Source organism: Escherichia sp. WS1152, from assembly GCF_046487665.1.
In the GTDB taxonomy this organism is placed as follows: domain Bacteria; phylum Pseudomonadota; class Gammaproteobacteria; order Enterobacterales; family Enterobacteriaceae; genus Escherichia; species Escherichia coli.
The window spans coordinates 154,280-178,340 of sequence record NZ_JBJQJA010000004.1; the positions used below are offsets into that span (position 1 = coordinate 154,280).

At 49.2% G+C, this 24,061-nt stretch carries 22 protein-coding genes and 1 other RNA gene; 12 read left to right on the top strand and 11 right to left on the bottom strand.

Annotation, left to right across the window (positions count from 1 at the left end; translation table 11 throughout):
• The first annotated feature begins 79 nt into the window (after positions 1–79).
• The 3 genes from ACJHW7_RS08710 (at position 80) to lpp (ending at position 2,241) form a co-directional block, all read left to right on the top strand.
• Positions 80–274 carry a protein YnhH gene (locus tag ACJHW7_RS08710; protein WP_240806354.1) on the top strand — a complete coding sequence of 65 codons (195 nt, stop codon included), beginning with the start codon at positions 80–82 and terminating at the stop codon, positions 272–274.
• Between the two features lie 7 nt (positions 275–281).
• Entirely contained in the window at positions 282–1,694 is a 1,413-nt protein-coding gene (gene pykF / locus ACJHW7_RS08715; protein WP_001295403.1) for a pyruvate kinase PykF, read from the top strand.
• 310 nt (positions 1,695–2,004) lie between these two features.
• Positions 2,005–2,241 carry a murein lipoprotein Lpp gene (gene lpp / locus ACJHW7_RS08720; protein ID WP_000648420.1) on the top strand — a complete coding sequence of 79 codons (237 nt, stop codon included), beginning with the start codon at positions 2,005–2,007 and terminating at the stop codon, positions 2,239–2,241.
• 63 nt (positions 2,242–2,304) lie between these two features.
• Here the strand turns inward: lpp and ldtE are convergent, their stop codons facing one another.
• From ldtE to ACJHW7_RS08770, 10 genes are all read right to left on the bottom strand, one after another.
• Positions 2,305–3,309 carry a L,D-transpeptidase LdtE gene (gene ldtE, locus ACJHW7_RS08725; protein WP_021556853.1) on the bottom strand — a complete coding sequence of 335 codons (1,005 nt, stop codon included), beginning with the start codon at positions 3,307–3,309 and terminating at the stop codon, positions 2,305–2,307.
• 148 nt (positions 3,310–3,457) lie between these two features.
• Positions 3,458–3,874: a cysteine desulfuration protein SufE gene (sufE, locus tag ACJHW7_RS08730; RefSeq protein WP_000279734.1), complete on the bottom strand. Its 417-nt coding sequence runs from the start codon at positions 3,872–3,874 to the stop codon at positions 3,458–3,460.
• Between the two features lie 12 nt (positions 3,875–3,886).
• A complete protein-coding gene (sufS, locus tag ACJHW7_RS08735) occupies positions 3,887–5,107 on the bottom strand; it encodes a cysteine desulfurase SufS (protein ID WP_000144556.1) in 1,221 nt (406 codons plus the stop codon).
• Complete coding sequence (gene sufD / locus ACJHW7_RS08740; protein WP_021556854.1) at positions 5,104–6,375, bottom strand: Fe-S cluster assembly protein SufD; 1,272 nt, start codon at positions 6,373–6,375, stop codon at positions 5,104–5,106. The genes sufS and sufD overlap by 4 nt, the downstream gene beginning before the upstream one ends.
• On the bottom strand, positions 6,350–7,096 hold the full coding sequence (gene sufC, locus ACJHW7_RS08745) for a Fe-S cluster assembly ATPase SufC (protein WP_021556855.1): 747 nt from the start codon (positions 7,094–7,096) through the stop codon (positions 6,350–6,352). The genes sufD and sufC overlap by 26 nt, the downstream gene beginning before the upstream one ends.
• 9 nt (positions 7,097–7,105) lie before the next feature.
• Positions 7,106–8,593, bottom strand: a complete 1,488-nt coding sequence (gene sufB, locus ACJHW7_RS08750; RefSeq protein ID WP_000089364.1) for a Fe-S cluster assembly protein SufB — start codon at positions 8,591–8,593, stop codon at positions 7,106–7,108.
• A gap of 8 nt (positions 8,594–8,601) precedes the next feature.
• Entirely contained in the window at positions 8,602–8,970 is a 369-nt protein-coding gene (sufA, locus tag ACJHW7_RS08755; protein WP_000367160.1) for a Fe-S cluster assembly scaffold SufA, read from the bottom strand.
• A 548-nt stretch (positions 8,971–9,518) separates the two neighbouring features.
• Positions 9,519–9,707, bottom strand: coding sequence for a YdiH family protein (locus tag ACJHW7_RS08760; protein ID WP_001296104.1), 189 nt, complete (start codon positions 9,705–9,707; stop codon positions 9,519–9,521).
• Positions 9,708–9,806: 99 nt separating this feature from the next.
• A complete protein-coding gene (gene menI, locus ACJHW7_RS08765; protein ID WP_021556856.1) occupies positions 9,807–10,217 on the bottom strand; it encodes a 1,4-dihydroxy-2-naphthoyl-CoA hydrolase in 411 nt (136 codons plus the stop codon).
• On the bottom strand, positions 10,214–13,270 hold the full coding sequence (locus ACJHW7_RS08770) for an FAD-binding and (Fe-S)-binding domain-containing protein (RefSeq protein ID WP_021556857.1): 3,057 nt from the start codon (positions 13,268–13,270) through the stop codon (positions 10,214–10,216). Before ACJHW7_RS08770 ends, menI begins: the two co-directional genes overlap by 4 nt.
• Positions 13,271–13,658: 388 nt before the next feature.
• Between ACJHW7_RS08770 and ydiK the strand changes: the two genes are divergently transcribed.
• The 9 genes from ydiK (at position 13,659) to ACJHW7_RS08815 (ending at position 22,935) form a co-directional block, all read left to right on the top strand.
• The gene (gene ydiK, locus ACJHW7_RS08775) at positions 13,659–14,771 is read left to right on the top strand and encodes an AI-2E family transporter YdiK (protein ID WP_000248636.1); all 1,113 of its coding nucleotides are present in this window, start codon (positions 13,659–13,661) and stop codon (positions 14,769–14,771) included.
• Positions 14,772–14,956: 185 nt separating this feature from the next.
• Positions 14,957–15,064: antisense sRNA RprA (rprA, locus tag ACJHW7_RS08780), an RNA gene on the top strand.
• Between the two features lie 135 nt (positions 15,065–15,199).
• The gene (locus ACJHW7_RS08785; protein WP_001310864.1) at positions 15,200–15,556 is read left to right on the top strand and encodes a YdiL family protein; all 357 of its coding nucleotides are present in this window, start codon (positions 15,200–15,202) and stop codon (positions 15,554–15,556) included.
• Between the two features lie 99 nt (positions 15,557–15,655).
• Positions 15,656–16,870 (top strand): MFS transporter, encoded by a 1,215-nt coding sequence (locus ACJHW7_RS08790; RefSeq protein WP_000795599.1) that lies wholly within the window; start codon positions 15,656–15,658, stop codon positions 16,868–16,870.
• Positions 16,871–17,096: 226 nt separating this feature from the next.
• Positions 17,097–18,362: an MFS transporter gene (locus ACJHW7_RS08795; RefSeq protein WP_001297389.1), complete on the top strand. Its 1,266-nt coding sequence runs from the start codon at positions 17,097–17,099 to the stop codon at positions 18,360–18,362.
• Positions 18,363–18,373: 11 nt separating this feature from the next.
• Positions 18,374–19,240 carry a quinate/shikimate dehydrogenase gene (ydiB, locus tag ACJHW7_RS08800; protein ID WP_000383484.1) on the top strand — a complete coding sequence of 289 codons (867 nt, stop codon included), beginning with the start codon at positions 18,374–18,376 and terminating at the stop codon, positions 19,238–19,240.
• A 30-nt stretch (positions 19,241–19,270) separates the two neighbouring features.
• Positions 19,271–20,029: a type I 3-dehydroquinate dehydratase gene (gene aroD, locus ACJHW7_RS08805; protein WP_000860181.1), complete on the top strand. Its 759-nt coding sequence runs from the start codon at positions 19,271–19,273 to the stop codon at positions 20,027–20,029.
• Positions 20,030–20,174: 145 nt separating this feature from the next.
• Positions 20,175–21,770, top strand: coding sequence for an acetyl-CoA--acetoacetyl-CoA transferase subunit alpha/beta (locus tag ACJHW7_RS08810; protein WP_021556858.1), 1,596 nt, complete (start codon positions 20,175–20,177; stop codon positions 21,768–21,770).
• A 13-nt stretch (positions 21,771–21,783) separates the two neighbouring features.
• Complete coding sequence (locus ACJHW7_RS08815; RefSeq protein WP_000347850.1) at positions 21,784–22,935, top strand: acyl-CoA dehydrogenase; 1,152 nt, start codon at positions 21,784–21,786, stop codon at positions 22,933–22,935.
• Between the two features lie 42 nt (positions 22,936–22,977).
• On the opposite strand, the gene ACJHW7_RS08820 is transcribed toward ACJHW7_RS08815, so the two are convergent.
• Positions 22,978–23,889, bottom strand: coding sequence for an AraC family transcriptional regulator (locus tag ACJHW7_RS08820; protein WP_000284781.1), 912 nt, complete (start codon positions 23,887–23,889; stop codon positions 22,978–22,980).
• Between the last annotated feature and the right edge of the window lie 172 nt (positions 23,890–24,061).

The following is a 24,061-nucleotide window of genomic DNA, read 5'->3' on the forward strand; positions in this document are numbered from 1 at the left end:
AAACGCTGTTTTTGTTTTCCTTTTGGATTAATTTCAGCGTATAATGCGCGCCAATTGACTCTTGAATGGTTTCAGCACTTTGGACTGTAGAACTCAACGACTCAAAAACAGGCACTCACGTTGGGCTGAGACACAAGCACACATTCCTCTGCACGCTTTTTCGATGTCACCTATCCTTAGAGCGAGGCACCACCACTTTCGTAATACCGGATTCGCTTTCCGGCAGTGCGCCCAGAAAGCAAGTTTCTCCCATCCTTCTCAACTTAAAGACTAAGACTGTCATGAAAAAGACCAAAATTGTTTGCACCATCGGACCGAAAACCGAATCTGAAGAGATGTTAGCTAAAATGCTGGACGCTGGCATGAACGTTATGCGTCTGAACTTCTCTCATGGTGACTATGCAGAACACGGTCAGCGCATTCAGAATCTGCGCAACGTGATGAGCAAAACTGGTAAAACCGCCGCTATCCTGCTTGATACCAAAGGTCCGGAAATCCGCACCATGAAACTGGAAGGCGGTAACGACGTTTCTCTGAAAGCTGGTCAGACCTTTACTTTCACTACTGATAAATCTGTTATCGGCAACAGCGAAATGGTTGCGGTAACGTATGAAGGTTTCACAACTGACCTGTCTGTTGGCAACACCGTACTGGTTGACGATGGTCTGATCGGTATGGAAGTTACTGCCATTGAAGGTAACAAAGTTATCTGTAAAGTGCTGAACAACGGCGACCTGGGTGAAAACAAAGGTGTGAACCTGCCTGGCGTTTCCATTGCCCTGCCAGCACTGGCTGAAAAAGACAAACAGGACCTGATCTTTGGTTGCGAACAAGGCGTAGACTTTGTTGCTGCTTCCTTTATTCGTAAGCGTTCTGACGTTATCGAAATCCGTGAGCACCTGAAAGCGCACGGCGGCGAAAACATCCACATCATCTCCAAAATCGAAAACCAGGAAGGCCTCAACAACTTCGACGAAATCCTCGAAGCCTCTGACGGCATCATGGTTGCGCGTGGCGACCTGGGTGTAGAAATCCCGGTAGAAGAAGTTATCTTCGCCCAGAAGATGATGATCGAAAAATGTATCCGTGCACGTAAAGTCGTTATCACTGCGACCCAGATGCTGGATTCCATGATCAAAAACCCACGCCCGACTCGCGCAGAAGCCGGTGACGTTGCAAACGCCATCCTCGACGGTACTGACGCAGTGATGCTGTCTGGTGAATCCGCAAAAGGTAAATACCCGCTGGAAGCGGTTTCTATCATGGCGACCATCTGCGAACGTACCGACCGCGTGATGAACAGCCGTCTTGAGTTCAACAATGACAACCGTAAACTGCGCATTACCGAAGCGGTATGCCGTGGTGCCGTTGAAACTGCTGAAAAACTGGATGCTCCGCTGATCGTGGTTGCTACCCAGGGCGGTAAATCTGCTCGCGCAGTACGTAAATACTTCCCTGATGCCACCATCCTGGCACTGACCACCAACGAAAAAACGGCTCATCAGTTGGTACTGAGCAAAGGCGTTGTGCCGCAGCTGGTTAAAGAGATCACTTCTACTGATGATTTCTACCGTCTGGGTAAAGAACTGGCTCTGCAGAGCGGTCTGGCACACAAAGGTGACGTTGTAGTTATGGTTTCTGGTGCACTGGTACCGAGCGGCACTACTAACACCGCATCTGTTCACGTCCTGTAATATTGCTTTTGTGAATTAATTTGTATATCGAAGCGCCCTGATGGGCGCTTTTTTTATTTAATCGATAACCAGAAGCAATAAAAAATCAAATCGGATTTCACTATATAATCTCACTTTATCTAAGATGAATCCGATGGAAGCATCCTGTTTTCTCTCAATTTTTTTATCTAAAACCCAGCGTTCGATGCTTCTTTGAGCGAACGATCAAAAATAAGTGCCTTCCCATCAAAAAAATATTCTCAACATAAAAAACTTTGTGTAATACTTGTAACGCTACATGGAGATTAACTCAATCTAGAGGGTATTAATAATGAAAGCTACTAAACTGGTACTGGGCGCGGTAATCCTGGGTTCTACTCTGCTGGCAGGTTGCTCCAGCAACGCTAAAATCGATCAGCTGTCTTCTGACGTTCAGACTCTGAACGCTAAAGTTGACCAGCTGAGCAACGACGTGAACGCAATGCGTTCCGACGTTCAGGCTGCTAAAGATGACGCAGCTCGTGCTAACCAGCGTCTGGACAACATGGCTACTAAATACCGCAAGTAATAGTACCTGTGAAGTGAAAAATGGCGCACATTGTGCGCCATTTTTTTTGTCTGCTATTTACCACTACTGCGTCGCGCGTAACATATTCCCTTGCTCTGGTTCACCATTCTGCGCTGACTCTACTGAAGGCGCATTGCTGGCTGTGGGAGTTGCTCCACTGCTCACCGCAACCGGATACCCTGCCCGACGATACAACGCTTTATCGACTAACTTCTGATCTACAGCCTTATTGTCTTTAAATTGCGTAAAGCCTGCTGGCAGTGTGTATGGCATTGTCTGAACGTTCTGCTGTTCTTCTGCCGATAGTGGTCGATGTACTTCAACATAACGCATCCCGTTAAGCTCCACGGAATATTTCACCGGTTCGTTGATCACTTTCACCGGCGTTCCCGTCCGCACACTGGAGAACAAGGCTTTAATATCCGGTGCATTCATGCGAATACACCCTGAACTGACGCGCAAACCGACGCTGTCCGGCGCACTGGTGCCATGAATGAGGTATTCGCCATTACCATGCGCGAGTCGCAGTGCGTAACGTCCTAGCGGGTTATTTGGTCCGGCAGGAACGACTGGCGGTAATTTAATGCCACGCTCCAGCGAACGTTGACGAATGCCTGCCGTAGGCGTCCAGGTTGGGTTAGGGATTTTCTGCCCCACACGCGTTTCCATCACCGGCGTTTCCAGCCCCTGCAAGCCAATACCTATCGGATAAACCTGCACGATATTTTCTCCCGGCGGATAATAATAAAGGCGCAGCTCTGCAAGGTTAACGATAATCCCCTGACGCGGCGCATCAGGTAATAACAGTTGCGAAGGAATAGTTATCGTCGTACCGGGTTTTGGCACCGGGGCGATAGTGTTATTGGCTTCAAGGATCAACATTGCCGCAGTATCAAAACGTCGGGCGATGGCCTGAAGGTTTTTATCCCCTTCCTGCACCGTATACGTTTGATTTTGCCCAACCAGTCGGCTTCCAGTTGGTGGTAGCGGATAATCAACCGCCCAGGCAGCCTGGATGGCGCTAAAAGCGCCGATAAGCGTGAGTGTAAGCAAAGACGCGCGTTTCATTGTAAACCTCCTGTATTTGCCGGAGACTCACGCTGAAACGTCGGATGGCGCTTATGTTCACCTGAAACCGAAACACTCCTGTGCAGGTCAGTGTAAACATTGACCATCCGGCAATGTGAGCCAACCGGATGAAAGCTGTCCCTTTAGTTTAGCTAAGTGCAGCGGCTTTGGCGCGAATTGCGCGAATCATCGCTTCCAGACCTTGTGAACGAGATGGGGTGAGATGTTGGGTGAGCGCCATTTTTTCAAACCACGGACGCACATCGAAATTGACAATATCCTGCGGCGTCATCTGATCGTAGAGAATAAAGACGACCGCAATAAGCCCTTTCACAATCGCCGCATCGCTGTCGCCCTGCAATTCAATAATTCCCTGCGCATTCTGGCGCATGACAATCCACACCTGACTCTGGCAGCCCTGAATGCTATTTTGTGGGCTTCTGTCTTCGTCGCGTAATTCTGGCAGACGCTGGCCCAGCTCAATAATGTAGAGATATTTCTCTTCCCAGTTGGCGCAGCGTAAAAAATTACGCAGCAATTTTTCTTTATCCGGCAATACAGCCATAGTGCCTCCCTGTTATCCCAGCAGACGGTGAATACGTTGCAATCCGGTCACCAGACGATCCACTTCTTCATGGGTGTTATACATGGCCAGCGACGCCCGACACATCGCAGGGACGTTGTAATAGGCCATTAATGGCATAGCGCAGTGATGTCCGGTACGCACAGCAATGCCGTAATTATCGAGAAAACTGCCAACATCATAGGCGTGGTGTTTACCGAGATTAAAAGCAATAACGCCAAGCCTGTTTTGTGGGCCATAGAGAGTGAGATCCGGTACAGATTCCAACTGTGATAGCGCGTAGTGCATCAGATTCTGTTCATACTCGGCTATGTTATTAAGCCCCAGCGCCGAAACATACTCCAGCGCCGCGCCAAGACCAATGATGCCCCCGGTATTGGGTGTACCGGCTTCAAACCGCCATGGTGCTTTGGTCCAGGTAGTGCCTTCACTCAGGCTGACGGTGGCGATCATAGAACCGCCCCCTTCCCACGGCGGCATCTCCTGCAACAAGGCTTCTTTCACATAAAGAATGCCAATTCCGGTGGGGCCATACAGTTTATGCCCGGAGAACACGTAAAAGTCGCAATCCAGCGCCTGAACATCCACCGGATGATGCATCACCGCCTGAGCGCCATCCACCAGCACTTTTGCGCCATGCTGGTGCGCAAGCGTGATCATTTCCGCCAGTGGATTTTCTGTGCCAAGCACGTTGGAGACATGAGTAATTGCCAGCAGGCGAGTTTTCTCATCGAACAGATTAGGTAGCATCTCCAGTTGCAACGTACCGTCGGGATTGAGCGGGATCACACGCAGCTCTGCGCCAACGCGTGCGCAAAGCATCTGCCATGGAACAATGTTAGCGTGGTGCTCCATCTGACTTATGATGATGTTATCGCCCGCCCGCACGTTGCTGTTTCCCCAGCTATTGGCGACCAGATTGATCCCTTCCGTCGTGCCGCGGACGAACACCAGCTCTTCCGCCGAACGGGCATTAATAAACAGCGATGCCCGCTTGCGCACGTTCTCCATTTTCTCGGTCGCCTGGGCGCTTAAGGTATGAATACCGCGATGCACCGCCGCGTAGCCATGACGATAAAACTCGGCCTCGGCGTCAATCACCTGGCTCGGTTTCTGCGCACTGGCGGCGCTGTCGAGATAAGCCAGCGGCAAACCGTTTACCTCACGCGAAAGCACCGGAAAGTCGGCCCGCACTTTGTCGACGGAAAAAGTCATCTTGCACCTCCTGGCAGCCGTTGACCGATTCGGGCCAGCACCTGCTGTTTAAGCCCCTCATCACGCAGTGCTTCCGTCAGTTCGGCAGCAAAGGCGTAAATGATCATCTGCTGGGCATCCTGCTGATTGATCCCGCGCGAGCGCAGATAGAACATCTGTTCATCATCAATACGCCCCACCGTCGCGCCGTGGCTGCATTTCACATCATCTGCATAGATTTCCAGCTGCGGTTTCGTATCCACTTCCGCCAGTTTGCCCATCAGCAGATTATTGTTGGTCATCTGACCATCCGTTTTGATGGCGTGCTGCGCGACGTTGATCAAACCGTTAAATACCGCGCGGCCTTTGTCGCTGACGATAGTTTTGTGCAACTGTCGGCTGTTACAAAAACCTTTATTGTGTTCCAGCCAGGTACGGGTATCACACACCTCGTTTTTCACCGGCATCGCCAGGCTATTGATCCGCAACATGCTGTTTTCGCCATTGAGTTGCGTACTGGTGTTGTGTCGTAACACTGCGCCACCCAGCAGGAAACTGTGGCTAAATGCGGTGGCATCGTCAGCCAGCAACAAATCGTTATGGGCAAAGTGGTGACTGACCGGGTTTTCAAACGCCAGCTTGATATGCTGCAAGTGGGCGTTCGCTGCGACATTGATAGTGAACCGTGCGCCGGTGAAGTGACGAGCATCATTAAGGCTGACAAAATGTTCGATCACCGTTGCTTCGGCACCTTCCGCCAGCTCCAGATGATGTCGGTAATGGGCAGTGTTGACCTCTTCACCTGCCACGCCTTGGGTAATATGCATTAACAGCAATGGCTTTGCCGGCCGTTGACCGCGCTTCACGGCGATATGCGTCACGCTTTGTGCCAGGCTTTCCGTCAAATGCAGAAACACTTCCGCCTGAATAGCATCGGGTAACCCCTGACGGTCGTCGTTAATGCTCACTTCATACCCGCTGCCTTCAGTCGCATCGCTCAGCGCAGGCACGTAACGTCCATCGACAAATACCAGTCGCACAGCGTCTAACGTTAACGCTAAGGCATCTCGCTGCTGTGGGGATATCTCTCCCGCAATGCTGACAAACTGACTATTGGTCAGCCCTTCCAGCGGCGTATATTTCCAGTTTTCATGTTTACGTGTCGGCAGTCCGGTACGCAGCAATTGTTGTAAATGCTGTTGTGCTTGCGGGGAACGTTTCACCTCTTCAGCTTCAAACAAATGATGCCACTGTTGCAGTGCGTTACTGCTGTTCGGTAAGCCAGCCATAACCCTGCTCCTCCAGTTGTTTGACCAACGTGAAATCGCCGGATTTCACAATTCGTCCCTGATATAGCACATGGACGTAATCAGGCTTGATGTAGTCGAGAATGCGTTGGTAGTGCGTAACAATGATGAATGAACGCTTGCCGTCACGCAGCGAGTTCACGCCATCGGCAACCACTTTTAATGCGTCGATATCCAGCCCGGAGTCCGACTCATCAAGAATGCATAACTCCGGTTCCAGCACCGCCATTTGCAAAATATCGTTGCGCTTTTTCTCGCCGCCGGAAAAACCAACGTTTACCGAACGGGTTAATAAATCTTCCGGCATCTTCAGGAGAGCGATTTTCTCTTCCATCAAATCCTGAAAATCAAAGCGGTCGAGCGTTTCCTGGCCGCGATAGCTGCGCACCGCATTAAGTGCCGTTTGCAGGAAAAACTGGTTACTGACGCCGGGAATTTCCACCGGATACTGGAAGGCCATAAAGATGCCTTCGCCCGCGCGATCTTCCGGCGACAGCTCAAGCAAATCTTTGCCTTTAAACTCAACCGTGCCGCCCGTCACTTCATAATCTTCTCGCCCGGCAAGCGTTGCCGATAAGGTACTTTTGCCCGAACCGTTTGGCCCCATAATGGCGTGAACTTCGCCGGGACGAACGTCGAGGCTTAATCCACGCAGGATAGCTTTATCTTCCACGCTGACGTGTAAATCTTTAATACTTAACATGTTTATTCCTTATCCGACGCTGTGTTCAAGACTGATGGCGAGGAGTTTTTGTGCTTCAACGGCAAATTCCAGCGGCAGTTCTGAGAACACGTCTTTGCAGAAACCGTTAACAATCATCGAGATGGCGTCTTCTTCGCTGATCCCGCGTTGCAGGCAGTAAAACAGTTGATCTTCACCAATACGTGATGTCGTTGCCTCGTGCTCCAGTTGTGCGCTGTTATTGCGACATTCGACATACGGGAAGGTATGCGCCCCACAATTAGCGCCAATCAGCATTGAGTCGCACTGAGTGAAATTGCGCGCATTGGTTGCCGTCGGCATGATTTTCACTAAGCCGCGATAACTGTTCTGACTATGTCCGGCAGAGATCCCTTTCGAGATAATGGTCGATTTGGTGTTTTTACCGATGTGGATCATCTTGGTGCCGGTATCAGCTTGCTGATGACCGCTGGTCAGCGCCACTGAGTAAAACTCACCAATGGAGTTATCGCCGCGCAAAATGCAGCTGGGATATTTCCACGTAATCGCTGACCCGGTTTCTGATTGCGTCCATGACATTTTGCTGTTTTCGCCTTCGCACAAAGCACGCTTGGTGACGAAGTTGAGAATACCGCCGGTGTTGTTATCGCCAGGGAACCAGTTTTGTACCGTGGAATATTTCACCTCGGCGTTTTTATGGATGATGACTTCCACCACTGCCGCGTGCAACTGATAGCTGTCACGCACCGGAGCGGAACAGCCTTCAATGTAGCTGACGTAGCTGTCTTCGTCGGCCACCAGAATGGTGCGCTCAAACTGCCCGGTTTTTTCCGCGTTAATGCGAAAATAGGTGGAAAGTTCCATCGGGCAGCGCACGCCTTTAGGCACATAAATAAACGTACCGTCAGAGGCTACCGCCGCATTAAGCGCGGCAAAGAAGTTGTCATTCCCCGGCACCACGGTGCCGAGATATTTACGCACCAGTTCCGGGTGATCGTGGATCGCCTCACCAAAGGAACAGAAAATAATTCCCTGCTCCGCCAGTTTTTCGCGATAAGTAGTGGCAACCGAAACTGAGTCGAAAATGGCATCCACCGCCACCTCTTTGCCTTCCCGCACGGGAACGCCCAACTGCTCAAACGCCGCCTCCACCTCTTTACTTAAAAAGGCGTTCGCGCCAGTTTGCTGCACCGCGCCAGGTTCAGACGCGCAAGTGTCGTCACAATTACCGCACGATGGTGCTGAGTAGTAGCTGTAATCCTGATAATTCAGCTTGTCGTAGTGCGCTTTCAACCAGTGCGGTTCTTCCATCTCCAGCCATGCGCGATAGGCGTTTAGACGAAACTCCAGCATCCACTCCGGCTCATTACGCTTCGCCGAAATTGCGCGCACCACCTCTTCGTTTATCCCCTTTGCCAGCTCATCGGTGGCTAACTGGGTGAAGAATCCTTCTTTATAATTCAGCGGGCCGCCGGTCCAGGTTTTGACATCGTCAGTTGCTTCAGTATTACGAGACATAGTACCGCCTATACCCCAAAGCTTTCGCCACAGCCACATTCATTCTGGGCTTTAGGGTTGTGAAATTTGAATATCTGATTAAGTCCTTCACGAACGAAATCGACTTCCGTGCCATCAATAAACGGCATCGCTTGCAGCGGGACAAACAGCTTCGCGCCGTCGTGTTCAAACAGCAGATCGTCTTTGTCCGGCTCGCTAACACTGTCGAGCACATAGCCAAAGCCCGCGCAGCCCGTTTGCTTCACACCTAAGCGCACGCCGACCATACCTGGCTGCTTTGCCACCAGCTCGCGGATGTGTATCGCCGCTGCGGGTGTCAGCGTTAAGCCTTGCCAGGCGAAATCCTGTGGGTTAAAGGTTCCTGAATGCATGTCCATCTATTTACCTCACTTCATCGCTTTCAGCGTATAACAGCATGTTAGTGATAATGATTATCAGTTCAACCCAGCAAACGCAGGGGCTTTACCGTAAAACATGCTTTTTGCCTGCTTTTAATAAGCATAGACCCTGATGTGTGGGTTAACAGGCACGCTAAGAATTAGGTATCTCATTGTTAGATAATGGTTATTATCTAAGGAGCATTAAGGCTGTGATGAAAAAGAAAAAGTTGCATTGAAAATGACTATTTAAGAGATAGGTAAAAAAGTGCAGCGTTCAGAAATAAGAAAACCCTTAAGCCTGTGCGACACAGGCTTAAGGGTTTCTACCCCATCCGGCGCTTATCTCCGGCACTCTCAGTGGCTTAGCTCTTGAAGGGGCGATAAGAATAATCTCATAAAACTAACCCGCCGTTTTAACACAAACTGCGATTAGTATTATTTTTGAACAATATCAGGCGGGTAGATAAGCAGTATTAAGAAGGTCATCGAACCTGGACGGAGGTTAATCCAGGTCGATTTGGCGAACTTGCGGCATTAAGTCAGGATCAATGCACGCCCAGACGCCAGGCAAAGTAGATTTCTTCTTTTAATTCAGCAGAAGAGAGAGTAAGCAGGTCAGCAAATTCAAGTTCTAGTTGTTTCAGACGTTTGAGATATTGGGCAGGTGAAAGATTGCTCTGGTCACGGCGTAAAAATTCAATGGCCAGCTGGGTGGGATCAAGTTGAGTAGACATAGCATCCTCGCTTTTAGACAAGACCTGCACAGTATACCACCGTTTACTGTGCAGATAATGACCAAAAGCAATATGCGTCACACTTTTCTGGTGACAACGTCACAAAATGGCGGTCGTCAATCGTGACGAACAGCACAAACGCCCTTTCTCATCGAAGATTTCAATCTGCCAGACCTGGTGACGCGAACCGAGATGCAACGGTTTGCATACGCCGCGCACCCGCCCTTCTCGTGCCGAGCGGACGTGGTTAGCATTGATTTCCAGACCAACCACTTTTTGCTCACCTTCGGTACATAAATAACCGGCAACGGAACCGATACTTTCGGCCAGTACCACGGATGCACCTCCATGTAGCAACCCGAAAGGCTGCTTTGTCCGCGAGTCTACTGGCATTGTCGCTTCAAGGGTGTCATAACCAATATGTTCAAAGCGAATATCCAGTAACCCCACCATGTTTCCTTCACCCATAGCATTCAGTGCTTCCAGGGTGATTTTTCGTTTCCATATCATTTAATAATCTCCAGTAAAGCCTGCACAGGATGGCGTACCCCCGTGCCTTCAACCCGTTTGACCTGACTACGGCAGGAATATCCGGTCGCCAGACAGCGGTTACGCGGCAGTCGCTGCATAGCCTGATGCCAGGATAACTCATAGATCCCGAGCGAATTTTTATGGTTTTTCGCTTCATGTCCGTAAGTCCCTGCCATGCCGCAGCAACCCACGCTGACATTTTCCAGTTTCGCGCCAAAACGGGCAAATATCGCGGCCCATTGTGCTGGCGCACCCGGCAAGGCGGTAACTTCGGTACAGTGACCAAAGAAATACCATGATTCACCGCTGACTGTAGCCACTGGCTGTGACTCAAGTGCGCTTGCCAGCCATTCATTCGCCAGTAAGACGTTAAACTCGCCACGCTCCTTGCCCAGCGCCAGTTTATATTCATCGCGATAACAAAGTACCAGCGCCGGATCGACGCCCACCATTGGCATACCCAGCTTCGCCATACGGTTGAGGAAATCCGCCGTCTTTTTCGCCGTCTTCGCAAAACGATTAAGAAAACCTTTAATATGCTGGGCTTTGCCATTTGGCGAAAATGGCAGTAACACTGGCTGGAAACCTAATTTTTCGACCAGACGGACAAAATCCGCCACCACTTGCGCATCGTAATAGCTGGTAAAGGGGTCCTGCACCACCAACACTGTGCGCGCTTTCTGCTCTGCATTGAGAGATTCAAGCTGTTCCAGCGTCATGTTTGCCGAGCGATGCCCCACCATTTGTTGTTGTAGCGAGGGGACCGACAGCAGCGGCAAATCAACCATGCCGATATGTTTTTCCGAGAGTTTGCGCACCAGCGGCTGGTTAATGAAGAAGTTAAAGGTTTTCGGCGCGCGTGCCATCAGCGGCGCGTAGCTCTCGACCGTAGCGACGAGGTGGTCGCGCAGCGGGCGTAAATAACGGGTGTGATATAGCTGCAGGAAACGAGAGCGAAACTCCGGCACATCAATTTTGATGGGGCACTGGGTCGAACAAGCTTTACAGGCCAGACAGCCCGACATCGCCTCTTTGACTTCGTGTGAGAAGTCATATTCGCCTTTATTCGCATGCCAGCTATTGCGCGTGCGGGCAATTAACGTCCGCAAACTGACGCCGGATTCAGGCAGTTCTTGTTCCAGTTTGAGTGGATCAACGCCGCGATCCGCCAACAAACGCAGCCATTCACGCACTAGCGTTGCGCGCCCTTTCGGTGAATGAATCCGGTTCTGGGTGATCTTCATCGACGGACACATCGGACTACGGGCATCAAAGTTGAAGCATAAACCGTTGCCGTTACACTCCATCGCACCGCGCCACTGCTGGCGTACCGCAATGGGGATCTGCCGATCGAATGTACCGCGCTTCACCGCGTCCACTTTCATCATCGGCGCATCGAGACCTTCTGGCGGGCAAATCTTCCCTGGGTTGAGTCGGTTATGCGGGTCAAATGCCGCTTTCACTTTGCGCAGTTCTGCAAAAAGTTCCTCACCGAAAAACGCCGGGCTGTATTCAGCGCGAAAACCTTTGCCGTGCTCGCCCCACAACAAACCACCGTATTTCGCAGTCAGCGCCACCACGTCATCAGAGATTTGCTTCATCAAAATCTCTTGTTGCGGATCGCACATATCCAGTGCCGGACGGACGTGCAAGACACCTGCGTCGACATGACCAAACATGCCATAACTTAAGCCGTGGCTGTCGAGCAGCGCGCGAAATTCAGCAATATAATCGGCCAGATGTTCCGGCGGTACGCAGGTATCCTCAGCAAACGGAATTGGCTTAGCGGCACCTTTGGCATTGCCAAGCAGACCAACGGCTTTTTTGCGCATTGCATAGATACGTTCAACCCCCGCCAGCTCACGGCACACCTGCCAGCCGATGACACCTGCTTGATGACTGGCGATCAGCTCATCCAACCGCGCACAGAGTGCATTTACCCGCTCGTCAATCAGCGCCTCATCATCACCAGCAAATTCCACAATGTTCAGCCCGAGCATCTCTTTGTCAGGCACATCGGTAATCAACTCGCTGACGGAATGCCAGACAATATCTTCCCGCGCCAGATTCAGCACTTTTGAGTCCACCGTCTCTACCGAAAGCGCCCGCGCCTCAACCATAAACGGCGCGTTACGCAGCGCAGAGTCAAAAGAGTCATATTTGACATTCACCAGACGGCGCACTTTAGGCAAGCGCGTAATATCCAGCCGCGCTTCGGTAATAAAGGCCAGCGTCCCTTCTGAACCCGTCAGAATGCGCGTCAGGTCGAACTCGGTCATCTCATCGTTAAAGACATGACGCAGATCGTAACCGGTAAGAAAGCGGTTAAGTTTGGGGAAGTTGTCGATGATTAACTGGCGTTGCTGACGGCAACGTTGATAAACCGTGTTATAAATTCGCCCGATTGTGGTATTGGATTTACCCAGCGTTTCCGCCAGCTCGACGGGTAAAGGTTGCGTATCGAGAATATCGCCCCCCAACAACACCGCGCGTACGCCAAGTACGTGATCTGACGTTTTGCCATAGACCAGCGATCCCTGACCGGATGCATCGGTATTGATCATCCCACCGAGCGTTGCCCGGTTGCTGGTCGAAAGTTCCGGCGCAAAAAAGTAGCCGAACGGTTTCAGGTACTGATTGAGTTGGTCTTTTATCACCCCGGCCTCAACGCGCACCCAGCCCTCTTCAGGGTTAATTTCGATGATGCGGTTCATATGGCGGGACATATCAACAATAATGCCCTGGTTGAGCGCCTGACCGTTAGTGCCGGTGCCGCCGCCGCGGGGGGTAAAGATCAGCGATGAATAGCGTTCCTGCGCGGCAAGACGGGCGATCAGCGCCACATCTGCGGTTGAACGCGGAAATACCACCGCATCGGGGAGAAGTTGGTAAATACTGTTGTCGGTCGACATTGTCAGACGATCGGCATAACTTGTCGCCGTATCGCCGGTAAAACCTTGTTGCTCCAGCTCTTGCAAAAAATTAAGCACCAGTTGAACGACGCCGGGTGCCTGGGAAATCTGTGGAATCATTATATTGACCCTTTCCTGCGGTCTGTGATGTAGGTCGATACACTGTTCTTTCAGGCGGCTGCAATAGCGCACAGAAAGGTGATGTTTATTTACTCTATGGATTTCGAGTTGCAGGAAGGCGGCAAGCGAGTGAACTCCAGGAGCTTACAACAGTAAGTAACTGGGGTGAACGAACGTAGCCGCAGCATATGCAACTTGAAATACGACGAGTAAATCGTTTGCGTGTTGCCTGAGTTGTTGTACCACATTTTTTTCTAACACGCCCATCAGAATTAAGGGCAGAATCGGCCTGTTAAAAACCGCTGAAATTGCTCATCATTATGCAGGTGAGTTTCGCGTGTTCACGTCGCGTCGACGATTTGACGCACAAAAAAGGTGAAAAGTAGTTATGGTAAATGTTCGTCAGCCCAGGGATGTCGCACAAATTCTGCTTTCGGTGCTGTTTTTAGCCATCATGATTGTGGCATGTCTGTGGATTGTTCAACCCTTTATTCTCGGCTTTGCATGGGCCGGTACGGTGGTTATCGCCACCTGGCCGGTATTGTTACGTTTGCAAAAGATCATGTTTGGCCGCCGCTCTCTCGCCGTTCTGGTGATGACGCTGTTATTAGTGATGGTGTTTATCATCCCTATTGCTTTGCTGGTTAACAGTATCGTCGACGGCAGCGGCCCGCTAATTAAAGCCATTTCCAGCGGTGACATGACGTTACCCGATCTGGCGTGGCTTAATACCATTCCGGTGATTGGCGCGAAGCTGTATGCAGGCTGGCACAACTTGCTGGATATGGGGGGGACGGCGATCATGGCGAAAGTCCGCCCTTATATTGGCACCACCACCACCTGGTTCGTTGGGCAAGCGGCGCATATCGGGCGCTTTATGGTGCATTGTGCGCTGATGCTTCTCTTCAGTGCCCTGCTGTACTGGCGCGGTGAACAGGTGGCACAAGGCATTCGCCATTTTGCGACCCGTCTGGCAGGCGTTCGCGGAGATGCCGCCGTACTGCTGGCGGCACAGGCTATCCGCGCGGTGGCGCTGGGTGTGGTGGTGACGGCGTTAGTACAGGCAGTGCTTGGCGGTATCGGCCTCGCCGTATCCGGCGTACCTTATGCAACGTTGCTAACGGTGTTAATGATCCTCTCCTGCCTTGTCCAGCTTGGCCCGTTGCCGGTACTGATTCCGGCGATTATCTGGCTCTACTGGACCGGCGATACCACCTGGGGAACGGTATTGTTAGTGTGGAGCGGTGTGGTTGGCACGCTGGATAACGTCATCCGCCCAATGTTAATTCGCATGGGTGCCGATTTACCGCTGATCCTGATCCTCTCTGGCGTTATTGGTGGTTTGATTGCTTTCGGGATGATCGGTCTGTTTATTGGTCCGGTTCTGTTAGCCGTTTCCTGGCGTCTGTTTGCCGCGTGGGTGGAAGAAGTCCCGCCGCCGACGGACCAACCGGAAGAAATTCTCGAAGAACTTGGCGAAATCGAGAAACCGAATAAGTAATTTCTCATCAGGCGGCTCTGCCGCCTGATTGTTAACCACCGCTAATTGATATTTGCTTGCTCTTCCCCATATTTTCCTGCTTACCGCCATTCAGCTGGTAGTACCTGTCGCAAATTCTTTACAGTTTTTAAACTAATGAGACGAATCTGATCGACGCAAAAAGTCCGTATGCCTACTATTAGCTCACGGTTATAAATCAACATATTGATTTATAAGCATGGAAATCCCCTGAGTGAAACAACGAATTGCTGTGTGTAGTCTTTGCCCATCTCCCACGATGGGCTTTTTTTTAACATTTTTCCGCTTCGCTACCTCGCCCCTCACTCTTTCCAATAATGTTGCACAAGATACTGTGACTCTCTTCAAGCCGTCAGCAGGCTGATAATGTTATTTATATTTTATTGTTTATTTCATGCAGCCATTACACGATGAACGCTTATGAACTCCAGGCACTCCGCCATATTTTTGCCATGACTATTGATGAATGCGCGACCTGGATTGCCCAGACCGGTGACAGTGAAAGCTGGCGTCAGTGGGAAAATGGCAAATGCGCCATTCCTGATCGTGTAGTCGAGCAACTGTTGGCTATGCGTCAGCAACGAAAAAAACATCTTCATGCCATCATAGAGAAAATAAATAACCGCATCGGCAACAACACCATGCGTTTTTTCCCCGACTTAACCGCATTTCAACGAGTCTACCCTGATGGCAATTTTATTGACTGGAAGATCTATCAATCGGTAGCCGCTGAATTATATGCACACGATCTGGAGCGGCTTTGTTAATTTTTCCACAGAAAGGAATTGTCGTTGTTACAACAATAATGAATGGATACTGACACAACATCGCTACACTTTTTAAAGCACCTTTGCTAAGTAGAACCTATGAAAAATCCCTATTACCCTACCGCACTTGGGTTGTATTTTAATTACCTGGTGCATGGTATGGGCGTCATTTTGATGAGCCTGAATATGGCCTCGCTGGAGACACTTTGGCAGACTAATGCCGCGGGTGTCTCGATAGTTATCTCATCGCTGGGCATTGGTCGATTAAGTGTCTTGCTTTTTGCAGGATTATTATCCGATCGCTTTGGTCGCCGCCCTTTTATCATGCTCGGGATGTGCTGCTATATGGCCTTCTTTTTTGGCATCCTGCAGACCAATAACATCATTATCGCTTATGTTTTTGGCTTTCTGGCGGGAATGGCAAACAGTTTTCTCGATGCAGGCACTTATCCCAGTTTGATGGAAGCTTTTCCACGCTCACCTGGGACAGCCAATATTTTAATTAAAGCATTTGTTTCCAGCGGACAATTTTTATTACCGCTAATCATTAGCCTGTTAGTGTGGGCTGAACTGTGGTTCGGTTGGTCCTTTATGATTGCTGCAGGCATTATGTTTATTAACGCTCTGTTTTTATACCGTTGTACGTTCCCACCCCATCCGGGTCGTCGCTTACCTGTCATAAAGAAAACCACCAGCTCTACGGAACATCGCTGTTCAATTATCGATTTAGCCAGTTATACCTTATATGGCTATATCTCAATGGCAACGTTTTATCTGGTTAGCCAGTGGCTGGCACAGTACGGACAATTTGTTGCAGGCATGTCATACACTATGTCGATCAAACTACTCAGTATCTACACCGTGGGTTCGCTGCTTTGTGTATTTATTACCGCTCCACTCATTCGTAATACCGTTCGCCCAACAACATTACTGATGCTGTACACCTTTATCTCATTTATTGCTCTGTTTACCGTCTGCCTGCATCCCACATTTTATGTGGTGATAATATTTGCTTTTGTCATTGGTTTTACCTCTGCTGGAGGTGTTGTGCAAATTGGCTTGACGTTAATGGCTGAACGTTTCCCTTACGCTAAAGGTAAAGCTACAGGGATCTATTACAGTGCGGGCAGTATTGCGACCTTTACTATTCCGTTGATTACGGCTCATCTGTCCCAAAGAAGTATTGCCGATATTATGTGGTTCGATACCGCCATCGCTGCCATCGGTTTTTTACTGGCACTGTTTATCGGCTTACGCAGCCGCAAAAAAACGCGGCATCACTCGCTAAAGGAAAATGTCGCTCCGGGTGGGTAATGCAATATTCTTTTCAGGTCATGCAAGATCTTTCGGATAAATAACTCTTTCTGCGCTAACTAAGGAAAATCGCGATCAAAAACAAACTATGACATGCAATATTCCTGGAAACATAAACTTTATGCCATGTACCCAGGGAAAATCATCTTCAGTATAGTAATTATGTAAACCGTCGGAGAACAATACGTACGGTAACGAAATTATCTTTCAGCAAGGAGCTGTGAAAATGTCTCAAAATAAGGCTTTCAGCACGCCATTTATCCTGGCTGTTCTTTGTATTTACTTCAGCTACTTCCTGCACGGCATTAGTGTTATTACACTTGCCCAAAATATGTCATCTCTGGCGGAAAAGTTTTCCACTGACAACGCGGGCATTGCCTACTTAATTTCCGGTATCGGTTTGGGGCGATTGATCAGTATTTTATTCTTCGGAGTGATCTCCGATAAGTTTGGTCGTCGGGCGGTGATATTAATGGCAGTAATAATGTATCTGCTATTCTTCTTTGGTATTCCCGCTTGCCCGAATTTAACTCTCGCCTACGGTCTGGCAGTGTGCGTAGGTATCGCTAACTCAGCGCTGGATACGGGTGGCTACCCCGCGCTCATGGAATGCTTTCCGAAAGCCTCTGGTTCGGCGGTCATACTGGTTAAAGCGATGGTGTCATTTGGGCAAATGTTCTACCCAATGCTGGTGAGCTATATGTTGCTCAATAATATCTGGTACGGCTATGGGCTGATTATTCCGGGTATTCTGTTTGTACTGATCACGCTGATGCTGTTGAAAAGCAAATTCCCCAGCCAGTTGGTGGACGCCAGCGTAGCTAATGAATTACCGCAAATGAACAGCAAACCGTTAGTCTGGCTGGAAGGTGTTTCATCGGTACTGTTCGGTGTAGCCGCATTCTCGACCTTTTATGTGATTGTGGTGTGGATGCCCAAATATGCGATGGCTTTTGCTGGTATGTCAGAAGCTGAGGCATTAAAAACCATCTCTTATTACAGTATGGGCTCGTTGGTCTGTGTCTTTATTTTTGCCGCACTACTGAAAAAAATGGTCCGGCCCATCTGGGCTAATGTATTTAACTCTGCACTGGCAACAATAACAGCAGCCATTATCTACCTGTACCCTTCTCCACTGGTGTGTAATGCCGGCGCCTTTGTTATCGGTTTCTCAGCAGCTGGCGGCATTTTACAGCTCGGTGTTTCGGTCATGTCAGAGTTTTTCCCAAAAAGCAAAGCCAAAGTCACCAGTATTTATATGATGATGGGTGGACTGGCTAACTTTGTTATTCCGCTGATTACCGGTTATCTGTCGAACATCGGCCTGCAATATATCATTGTTCTCGATTTTACTTTCGCGCTGCTGGCCCTGATTACCGCAATTATTGTTTTTATCCGCTATTACCGCGTTTTTATTATTCCTGAGAATGATGTGCGGTTTGGCGAGCGCAAATTTAGCACCCGGTTAAACACAATTAAGCATAGAGGTTAAAGGAGTTAATTATGGATGTTACCGCAAAATACGAATTGATTGGGTTGATGGCTTATCCTATCCGCCACAGTTTATCGCCTGAAATGCAGAATAAAGCCTTAGAAAAAGCGGGATTGCCATTTACCTATATGGCCTTCGAAGTGGATAACGATAGCTTTCCCAGAGCAATTGAAGGATTAAAAGCTCTAAAAATGCGCGGAACTGGTGTATCAATGCCGAACAAACAACTGGCGTGTGAATATGTTGATGAATTAACGCCAGCAGCCAAACTGGTGGGTGCCATCAACACCATCGTTAATGATGATGGCTACCTGCGCGGCTATAACACCGACGGCACGGGCCATATTCGCGCCATTAAAGAGAGCGGTTTTGATATCAAAGGCAAAACAATGGTGCTGTTAGGGGCCGGAGGTGCCTCAACGGCGATTGGCGCGCAGGGGGCAATTGAAGGTTTAAAAGAAATTAAACTCTTTAACCGTCGGGATGAGTTCTTCGATAAAGCCCTCGCCTTCGCGCAGCGGGTTAACGAAAACACCGATTGTGTCGTCACGGTTACCGATCTCGCCGATCAGCAAGCCTTTGCTGAAGCCCTGGCTTCCGCCGACATTTTAACCAATGGCACAAAAGTGGGTATGAAACCCCTTGAGAATGAATCATTAGTTAATGATATCAGTCTGTTACATCCGGGACTGCTGGTCACTGAATGCGTGTATAACCCGCATATGACGAAGTTATTGCAGCAGGCGCAACAAGCTGGTTGCAAAACGATTGATGGATACGGCATGTTGTTGTGGCAAGGGGCTGAACAGTTCACGTTATGGACTGGCAAAGATTTCCCTCTGGAATATGTTAAACAGGTCATGGGGTTCGGTGCCTGACAGGCTGACCGCGTGCAGAAAGGGTAAAAAATGAAAACCGTAACTGTAAAAGATCTCGTCATTGGTACGGGCGCACCTAAAATCATCGTCTCGCTGATGGCGAAAGATATCGCCCGCGTGAAATCCGAAGCTCTCGCCTATCGTGAAGCGGACTTTGATATTCTGGAATGGCGTGTGGACCACTTTGCCGACCTCTCCAATGTGGAGTCTGTCATGGCGGCGGCAAAAATTCTCCGTGAAACCATGCCAGAAAAACCGCTGCTGTTTACCTTCCGCAGTGCCAAAGAAGGCGGCGAGCAGGCGATTTCCACCGAGGCTTATATTGCTCTCAATCGTGCAGCCATCGACAGCGGCCTGGTTGATATGATCGATCTGGAGTTATTTACCGGCGATGATCAGGTTAAAGAAACCGTCGCCTACGCCCACGCGCATGATGTGAAAGTTGTCATGTCCAACCATGACTTCCATAAAACGCCGGAAGCCGAAGAAATCATTGCCCGTCTGCGCAAAATGCAGTCCTTCGACGCCGATATTCCTAAGATTGCGCTGATGCCGCAAAGTACCAGCGATGTGCTGACGTTGCTTGCCGCGACCCTGGAGATGCAGGAGCAGTATGCCGATCGTCCAATCATCACGATGTCAATGGCAAAAACTGGCGTAATTTCTCGTCTGGCTGGTGAAGTATTTGGGTCGGCGGCAACTTTTGGTGCGGTAAAAAAAGCCTCTGCGCCAGGGCAAATCTCGGTAAATGATTTGCGCACAGTATTAACTATTTTACATCAGGCATAAGCAATAATATTTCGGCGGGAATATCCTCCCCCGCCGAACTAAAAAAAATATATTCAACCGTATTTAATAAAAATATTTCGTGAGTCTCTGTACGCTAATTATCCATCTGGCGTAGGGAAAATCACACCTGAATCAGGAATTAACAATGAAACCTGTAAAACCACCTCGTATTAATGGACGAGTGCCGGTCCTGTCGGCACAGGAAGCGGTGAATTATATTCCCGACGAAGCAACACTTTGTGTGTTAGGCGCTGGCGGCGGTATTCTGGAAGCCACCACGTTAATTACTGCTCTTGCTGATAAATATAAACAGACTCAAACGCCACGTAATTTATCGATTATTAGTCCAACAGGGCTTGGCGATCGCGCCGATCGTGGTATTAGTCCTCTGGCGCAAGAAGGTCTGGTGAAATGGGCATTATGTGGTCACTGGGGACAATCGCCGCGTATTTCTGAACTCGCAGAACAAAATAAAATTATTGCTTATAACTACCCACAAGGTGTACTTACACAAACCTTACGCGCCGCCGCAGCCCACCAGCCTGGTATTATTAGTGATATTGGCATCGGGACATTTGTCGATCCACGCCAGCAAGGCGGCAAACTGAATGAAGTCACTAAAGAAGACCTGATTAAACTGGTCGAGTTTGATAACAAAGAATATCTCTATTACAAAGGGATTGCGCCAGATATCGCCTTCATTCGCGCTACCACCTGCGACAGCGAAGGCTACGCCACTTTTGAAGATGAGGTGATGTATCTCGACGCATTGGTTATTGCCCAGGCGGTGCACAATAACGGCGGTATTGTGATGATGCAGGTGCAGAAAATGGTTAAGAAAGCCACGCTGCATCCTAAATCTGTCCGTATTCCGGGTTATCTGGTGGATATTGTGGTGGTCGATCCGGATCAAACCCAACTGTATGGCGGTGCACCGGTTAACCGCTTTATTTCTGGTGACTTCACCCTTGATGACAGTACCAAACTTAGCCTGCCCCTAAACCAACGTAAATTAGTTGCGCGGCGCGCATTATTCGAAATGCGTAAAGGCGCGGTGGGGAATGTCGGCGTCGGTATTGCTGACGGCATTGGCCTGGTCGCCCGAGAAGAAGGTTGTGCTGATGACTTTATTCTGACGGTAGAAACAGGTCCGATTGGCGGAATTACTTCACAGGGGATCGCCTTTGGCGCGAACGTGAATACCCGTGCCATTCTGGATATGACGTCCCAGTTTGATTTTTATCACGGTGGCGGTCTGGATGTTTGTTATTTGAGTTTTGCTGAAGTCGACCAGCACGGTAACGTCGGCGTGCATAAATTCAATGGCAAAATCATGGGTACCGGTGGATTTATTGATATCAGTGCCACCTCGAAGAAAATTATTTTCTGCGGCACGTTAACTGCGGGCAGTTTAAAAACAGAAATTACCGACGGCAAATTAAATATCGTCCAGGAAGGACGGGTGAAGAAATTTATTCGGGAACTACCGGAAATTACTTTCAGCGGAAAAATCGCTCTCGAGCGAGGGCTGGATGTTCGTTATATCACTGAGCGCGCAGTATTCACGCTGAAAGAAGACGGCCTGCATTTAATCGAAATCGCCCCTGGCGTCGATTTACAAAAAGATATTCTCGACAAAATGGATTTCACCCCAGTGATTTCGCCAGAACTCAAACTGATGGACGAAAGATTATTTATCGATGCGGCGATGGGTTTTGTCCTGCCTGAAGCGGCTCATTAACAGGAGTATAATGATGGATTTTTCTTTAACTGAAGAACAAGAACTGCTGCTGGCCAGTATTCGCGAACTGATTACGACTAACTTTCCGGAAGAGTATTTCCGCACCTGCGATCAAAACGGGACATACCCGCGTGAATTTATGCGGGCACTGGCGGATAACGGTATTTCCATGCTTGGCGTGCCGGAAGAATTTGGTGGTATCCCTGCGGATTACGTCACCCAGATGCTGGCGCTGATGGAAGTGTCAAAATGCGGTGCTCCGGCATTTTTGATCACCAACGGTCAATGTATTCACAGTATGCGCCGTTTCGGTTCTGCAGAGCAGCTACGTAAAACGGCAGAAAGCACCCTGGAAACGGGTGATCCCGCCTATGCCCTGGCGTTGACGGAGCCAGGCGCAGGCTCAGACAACAACAGTGCCACTACCACTTACACGCGTAAAAACGGCAAGGTTTATATCAACGGACAGAAAACCTTTATTACCGGTGCGAAAGAGTACCCATATATGCTGGTGTTGGCGCGCGATCCGCAACCGAAAGATCCCAAAAAAGCCTTCACCCTGTGGTGGGTCGACTCCAGTAAGCCCGGCATTAAGATTAACCCGCTGCATAAAATCGGCTGGCATATGCTCAGCACCTGCGAAGTCTATCTCGACAACGTGGAAGTTGAAGAGAGCGACATGGTGGGCGAAGAAGGAATGGGTTTCCTCAATGTGATGTACAACTTTGAGATGGAGCGCCTGATCAACGCCGCGCGCAGCACCGGCTTTGCCGAGTGTGCCTTTGAAGATGCCGCCCGCTATGCCAACCAACGTATCGCTTTTGGTAAACCCATTGGTCATAACCAGATGATCCAGGAAAAACTGGCGCTGATGGCGATTAAGATCGACAACATGCGCAACATGGTGCTGAAAGTAGCATGGCAAGCCGATCAGCATCAGTCACTGCGCACCAGCGCGGCGCTGGCAAAACTGTATTGCGCACGTACCGCAATGGAAGTCATTGATGATGCGATTCAAATCATGGGCGGTCTGGGCTATACCGATGAAGCGCGCGTCTCCCGCTTCTGGCGTGATGTCCGTTGTGAACGTATTGGCGGCGGTACAGACGAAATTATGATTTACGTAGCAGGTCGGCAAATCCTGAAAGACTATCAGAACAAATAATCTGCAGGCGGCGCAGCTTCTTAACAAACTGCGCCGCCAGATTTACCCGGCAAGACTTACCGGTTGAGGAAATTCAGATAAGATTTCTTGTTCCGCAAAACAGTTTTTAAATTGCCTGCGGTAATCGCTGGGCGAACAACCGACATGGCGCAAAAACAGTTTGGCAAAGTGATCGACATTTTCATAACCCACACGCCAGGAGATCTCTGCCTGTGATAATTCAGTATTAGTGAGTAACCATTTCGCTTCCGTCATACGCCGTTGAATAACATAGTTAATAGGGGAAATACGATACTCTTTGGTAAATTCATGGCAAATATAACTGACGCTGGCACGAAATTTTTTCGATAACTGTTCTAAAGTGATTTTTTCGCGATAATTATTATTCAGATAGAAAAGAATATCTTTTATCAGAACATCTTTTTTAATATACCCCTGCTCCGAACGATAAGCATTTTTAAAGTTTTCGTAGTAAAGAATTGCTAATGTATAGGCAAATGCATCCCATAACGAAGATGTTTGGCTATTTTTACTTTGCGGCAAAATCACACTTAGCTCATTAAATAAGGTTTTAATGACTTCTTTTCCCTGCCCCGCGGCAATTACCGGACAAGAATGCGGTTGCAGTAGATGATTTTCCTCAGCCCCCTGAAACTGAAAGCCGTACAGCGCACAGGTACACGTCGTTGCCGGATCGTTAACGTCAGAGGCCACCGCATGCAGCCTGCCGCGTTCTATCACCACTATATCATCTGCATGCGCGACATATAACGAAGAATCGATGGTAAACCTTGCCACCCCTTTCTTGACGTAAATCAGCTCGGTTTCATTGTCATGAACGTGATGTCCAGACTCCCATTTTGGATCATCGCTAAATGCAAAACGTGAAAGCCGTGGCGTTTTACCAGCGACAAACAGCGTTTCACTGGCATTATCAAAACAGCGTTGATACATGACAACCTCCCTATTCCATGAGCAAGCAAAAACAATATATGCCGGATAAAATACGGCGTGTATTGCGGTTATACAACCGCGTTTAGCGAGAGCTAAACAAGATTATTTACACTGAATGCAAGATTGTACGGTCATGGAATAACTATATTGCCGCAAATTGCACTTTTGTTTT

Bases quoted from the DNA above. Each gene is read 5' to 3' on its own strand.
- lpp (WP_000648420.1), top strand. From the start codon at position 2,005: ATGAAAGCTACTAAACTGGTACTGGGCGCGGTAATCCTGGGTTCTACT.
- menI (WP_021556856.1), bottom strand. From the start codon at position 10,217: ATGATATGGAAACGAAAAATCACCCTGGAAGCACTGAATGCTATGGGT.
- ACJHW7_RS08760 (WP_001296104.1), bottom strand. From the start codon at position 9,707: ATGTCTACTCAACTTGATCCCACCCAGCTGGCCATTGAATTTTTACGC.
- ydiK (WP_000248636.1), top strand. From the start codon at position 13,659: ATGGTAAATGTTCGTCAGCCCAGGGATGTCGCACAAATTCTGCTTTCG.
- ldtE (WP_021556853.1), bottom strand. From the start codon at position 3,309: ATGAAACGCGCGTCTTTGCTTACACTCACGCTTATCGGCGCTTTTAGC.
- ACJHW7_RS08815 (WP_000347850.1), top strand. From the start codon at position 21,784: ATGGATTTTTCTTTAACTGAAGAACAAGAACTGCTGCTGGCCAGTATT.
- sufE (WP_000279734.1), bottom strand. From the start codon at position 3,874: ATGGCTGTATTGCCGGATAAAGAAAAATTGCTGCGTAATTTTTTACGC.
- sufB (WP_000089364.1), bottom strand. From the start codon at position 8,593: ATGTCTCGTAATACTGAAGCAACTGACGATGTCAAAACCTGGACCGGC.
- pykF (WP_001295403.1), top strand. From the start codon at position 282: ATGAAAAAGACCAAAATTGTTTGCACCATCGGACCGAAAACCGAATCT.
- ACJHW7_RS08790 (WP_000795599.1), top strand. From the start codon at position 15,656: ATGAAAAATCCCTATTACCCTACCGCACTTGGGTTGTATTTTAATTAC.
- ACJHW7_RS08770 (WP_021556857.1), bottom strand. From the start codon at position 13,270: ATGATTCCACAGATTTCCCAGGCACCCGGCGTCGTTCAACTGGTGCTT.
- aroD (WP_000860181.1), top strand. From the start codon at position 19,271: ATGAAAACCGTAACTGTAAAAGATCTCGTCATTGGTACGGGCGCACCT.
- sufD (WP_021556854.1), bottom strand. From the start codon at position 6,375: ATGGCTGGCTTACCGAACAGCAGTAACGCACTGCAACAGTGGCATCAT.
- sufC (WP_021556855.1), bottom strand. From the start codon at position 7,096: ATGTTAAGTATTAAAGATTTACACGTCAGCGTGGAAGATAAAGCTATC.
- ACJHW7_RS08785 (WP_001310864.1), top strand. From the start codon at position 15,200: ATGAACGCTTATGAACTCCAGGCACTCCGCCATATTTTTGCCATGACT.
- ydiB (WP_000383484.1), top strand. From the start codon at position 18,374: ATGGATGTTACCGCAAAATACGAATTGATTGGGTTGATGGCTTATCCT.
- ACJHW7_RS08820 (WP_000284781.1), bottom strand. From the start codon at position 23,889: ATGTATCAACGCTGTTTTGATAATGCCAGTGAAACGCTGTTTGTCGCT.
- sufS (WP_000144556.1), bottom strand. From the start codon at position 5,107: ATGACTTTTTCCGTCGACAAAGTGCGGGCCGACTTTCCGGTGCTTTCG.
- ACJHW7_RS08795 (WP_001297389.1), top strand. From the start codon at position 17,097: ATGTCTCAAAATAAGGCTTTCAGCACGCCATTTATCCTGGCTGTTCTT.
- ACJHW7_RS08810 (WP_021556858.1), top strand. From the start codon at position 20,175: ATGAAACCTGTAAAACCACCTCGTATTAATGGACGAGTGCCGGTCCTG.
- sufA (WP_000367160.1), bottom strand. From the start codon at position 8,970: ATGGACATGCATTCAGGAACCTTTAACCCACAGGATTTCGCCTGGCAA.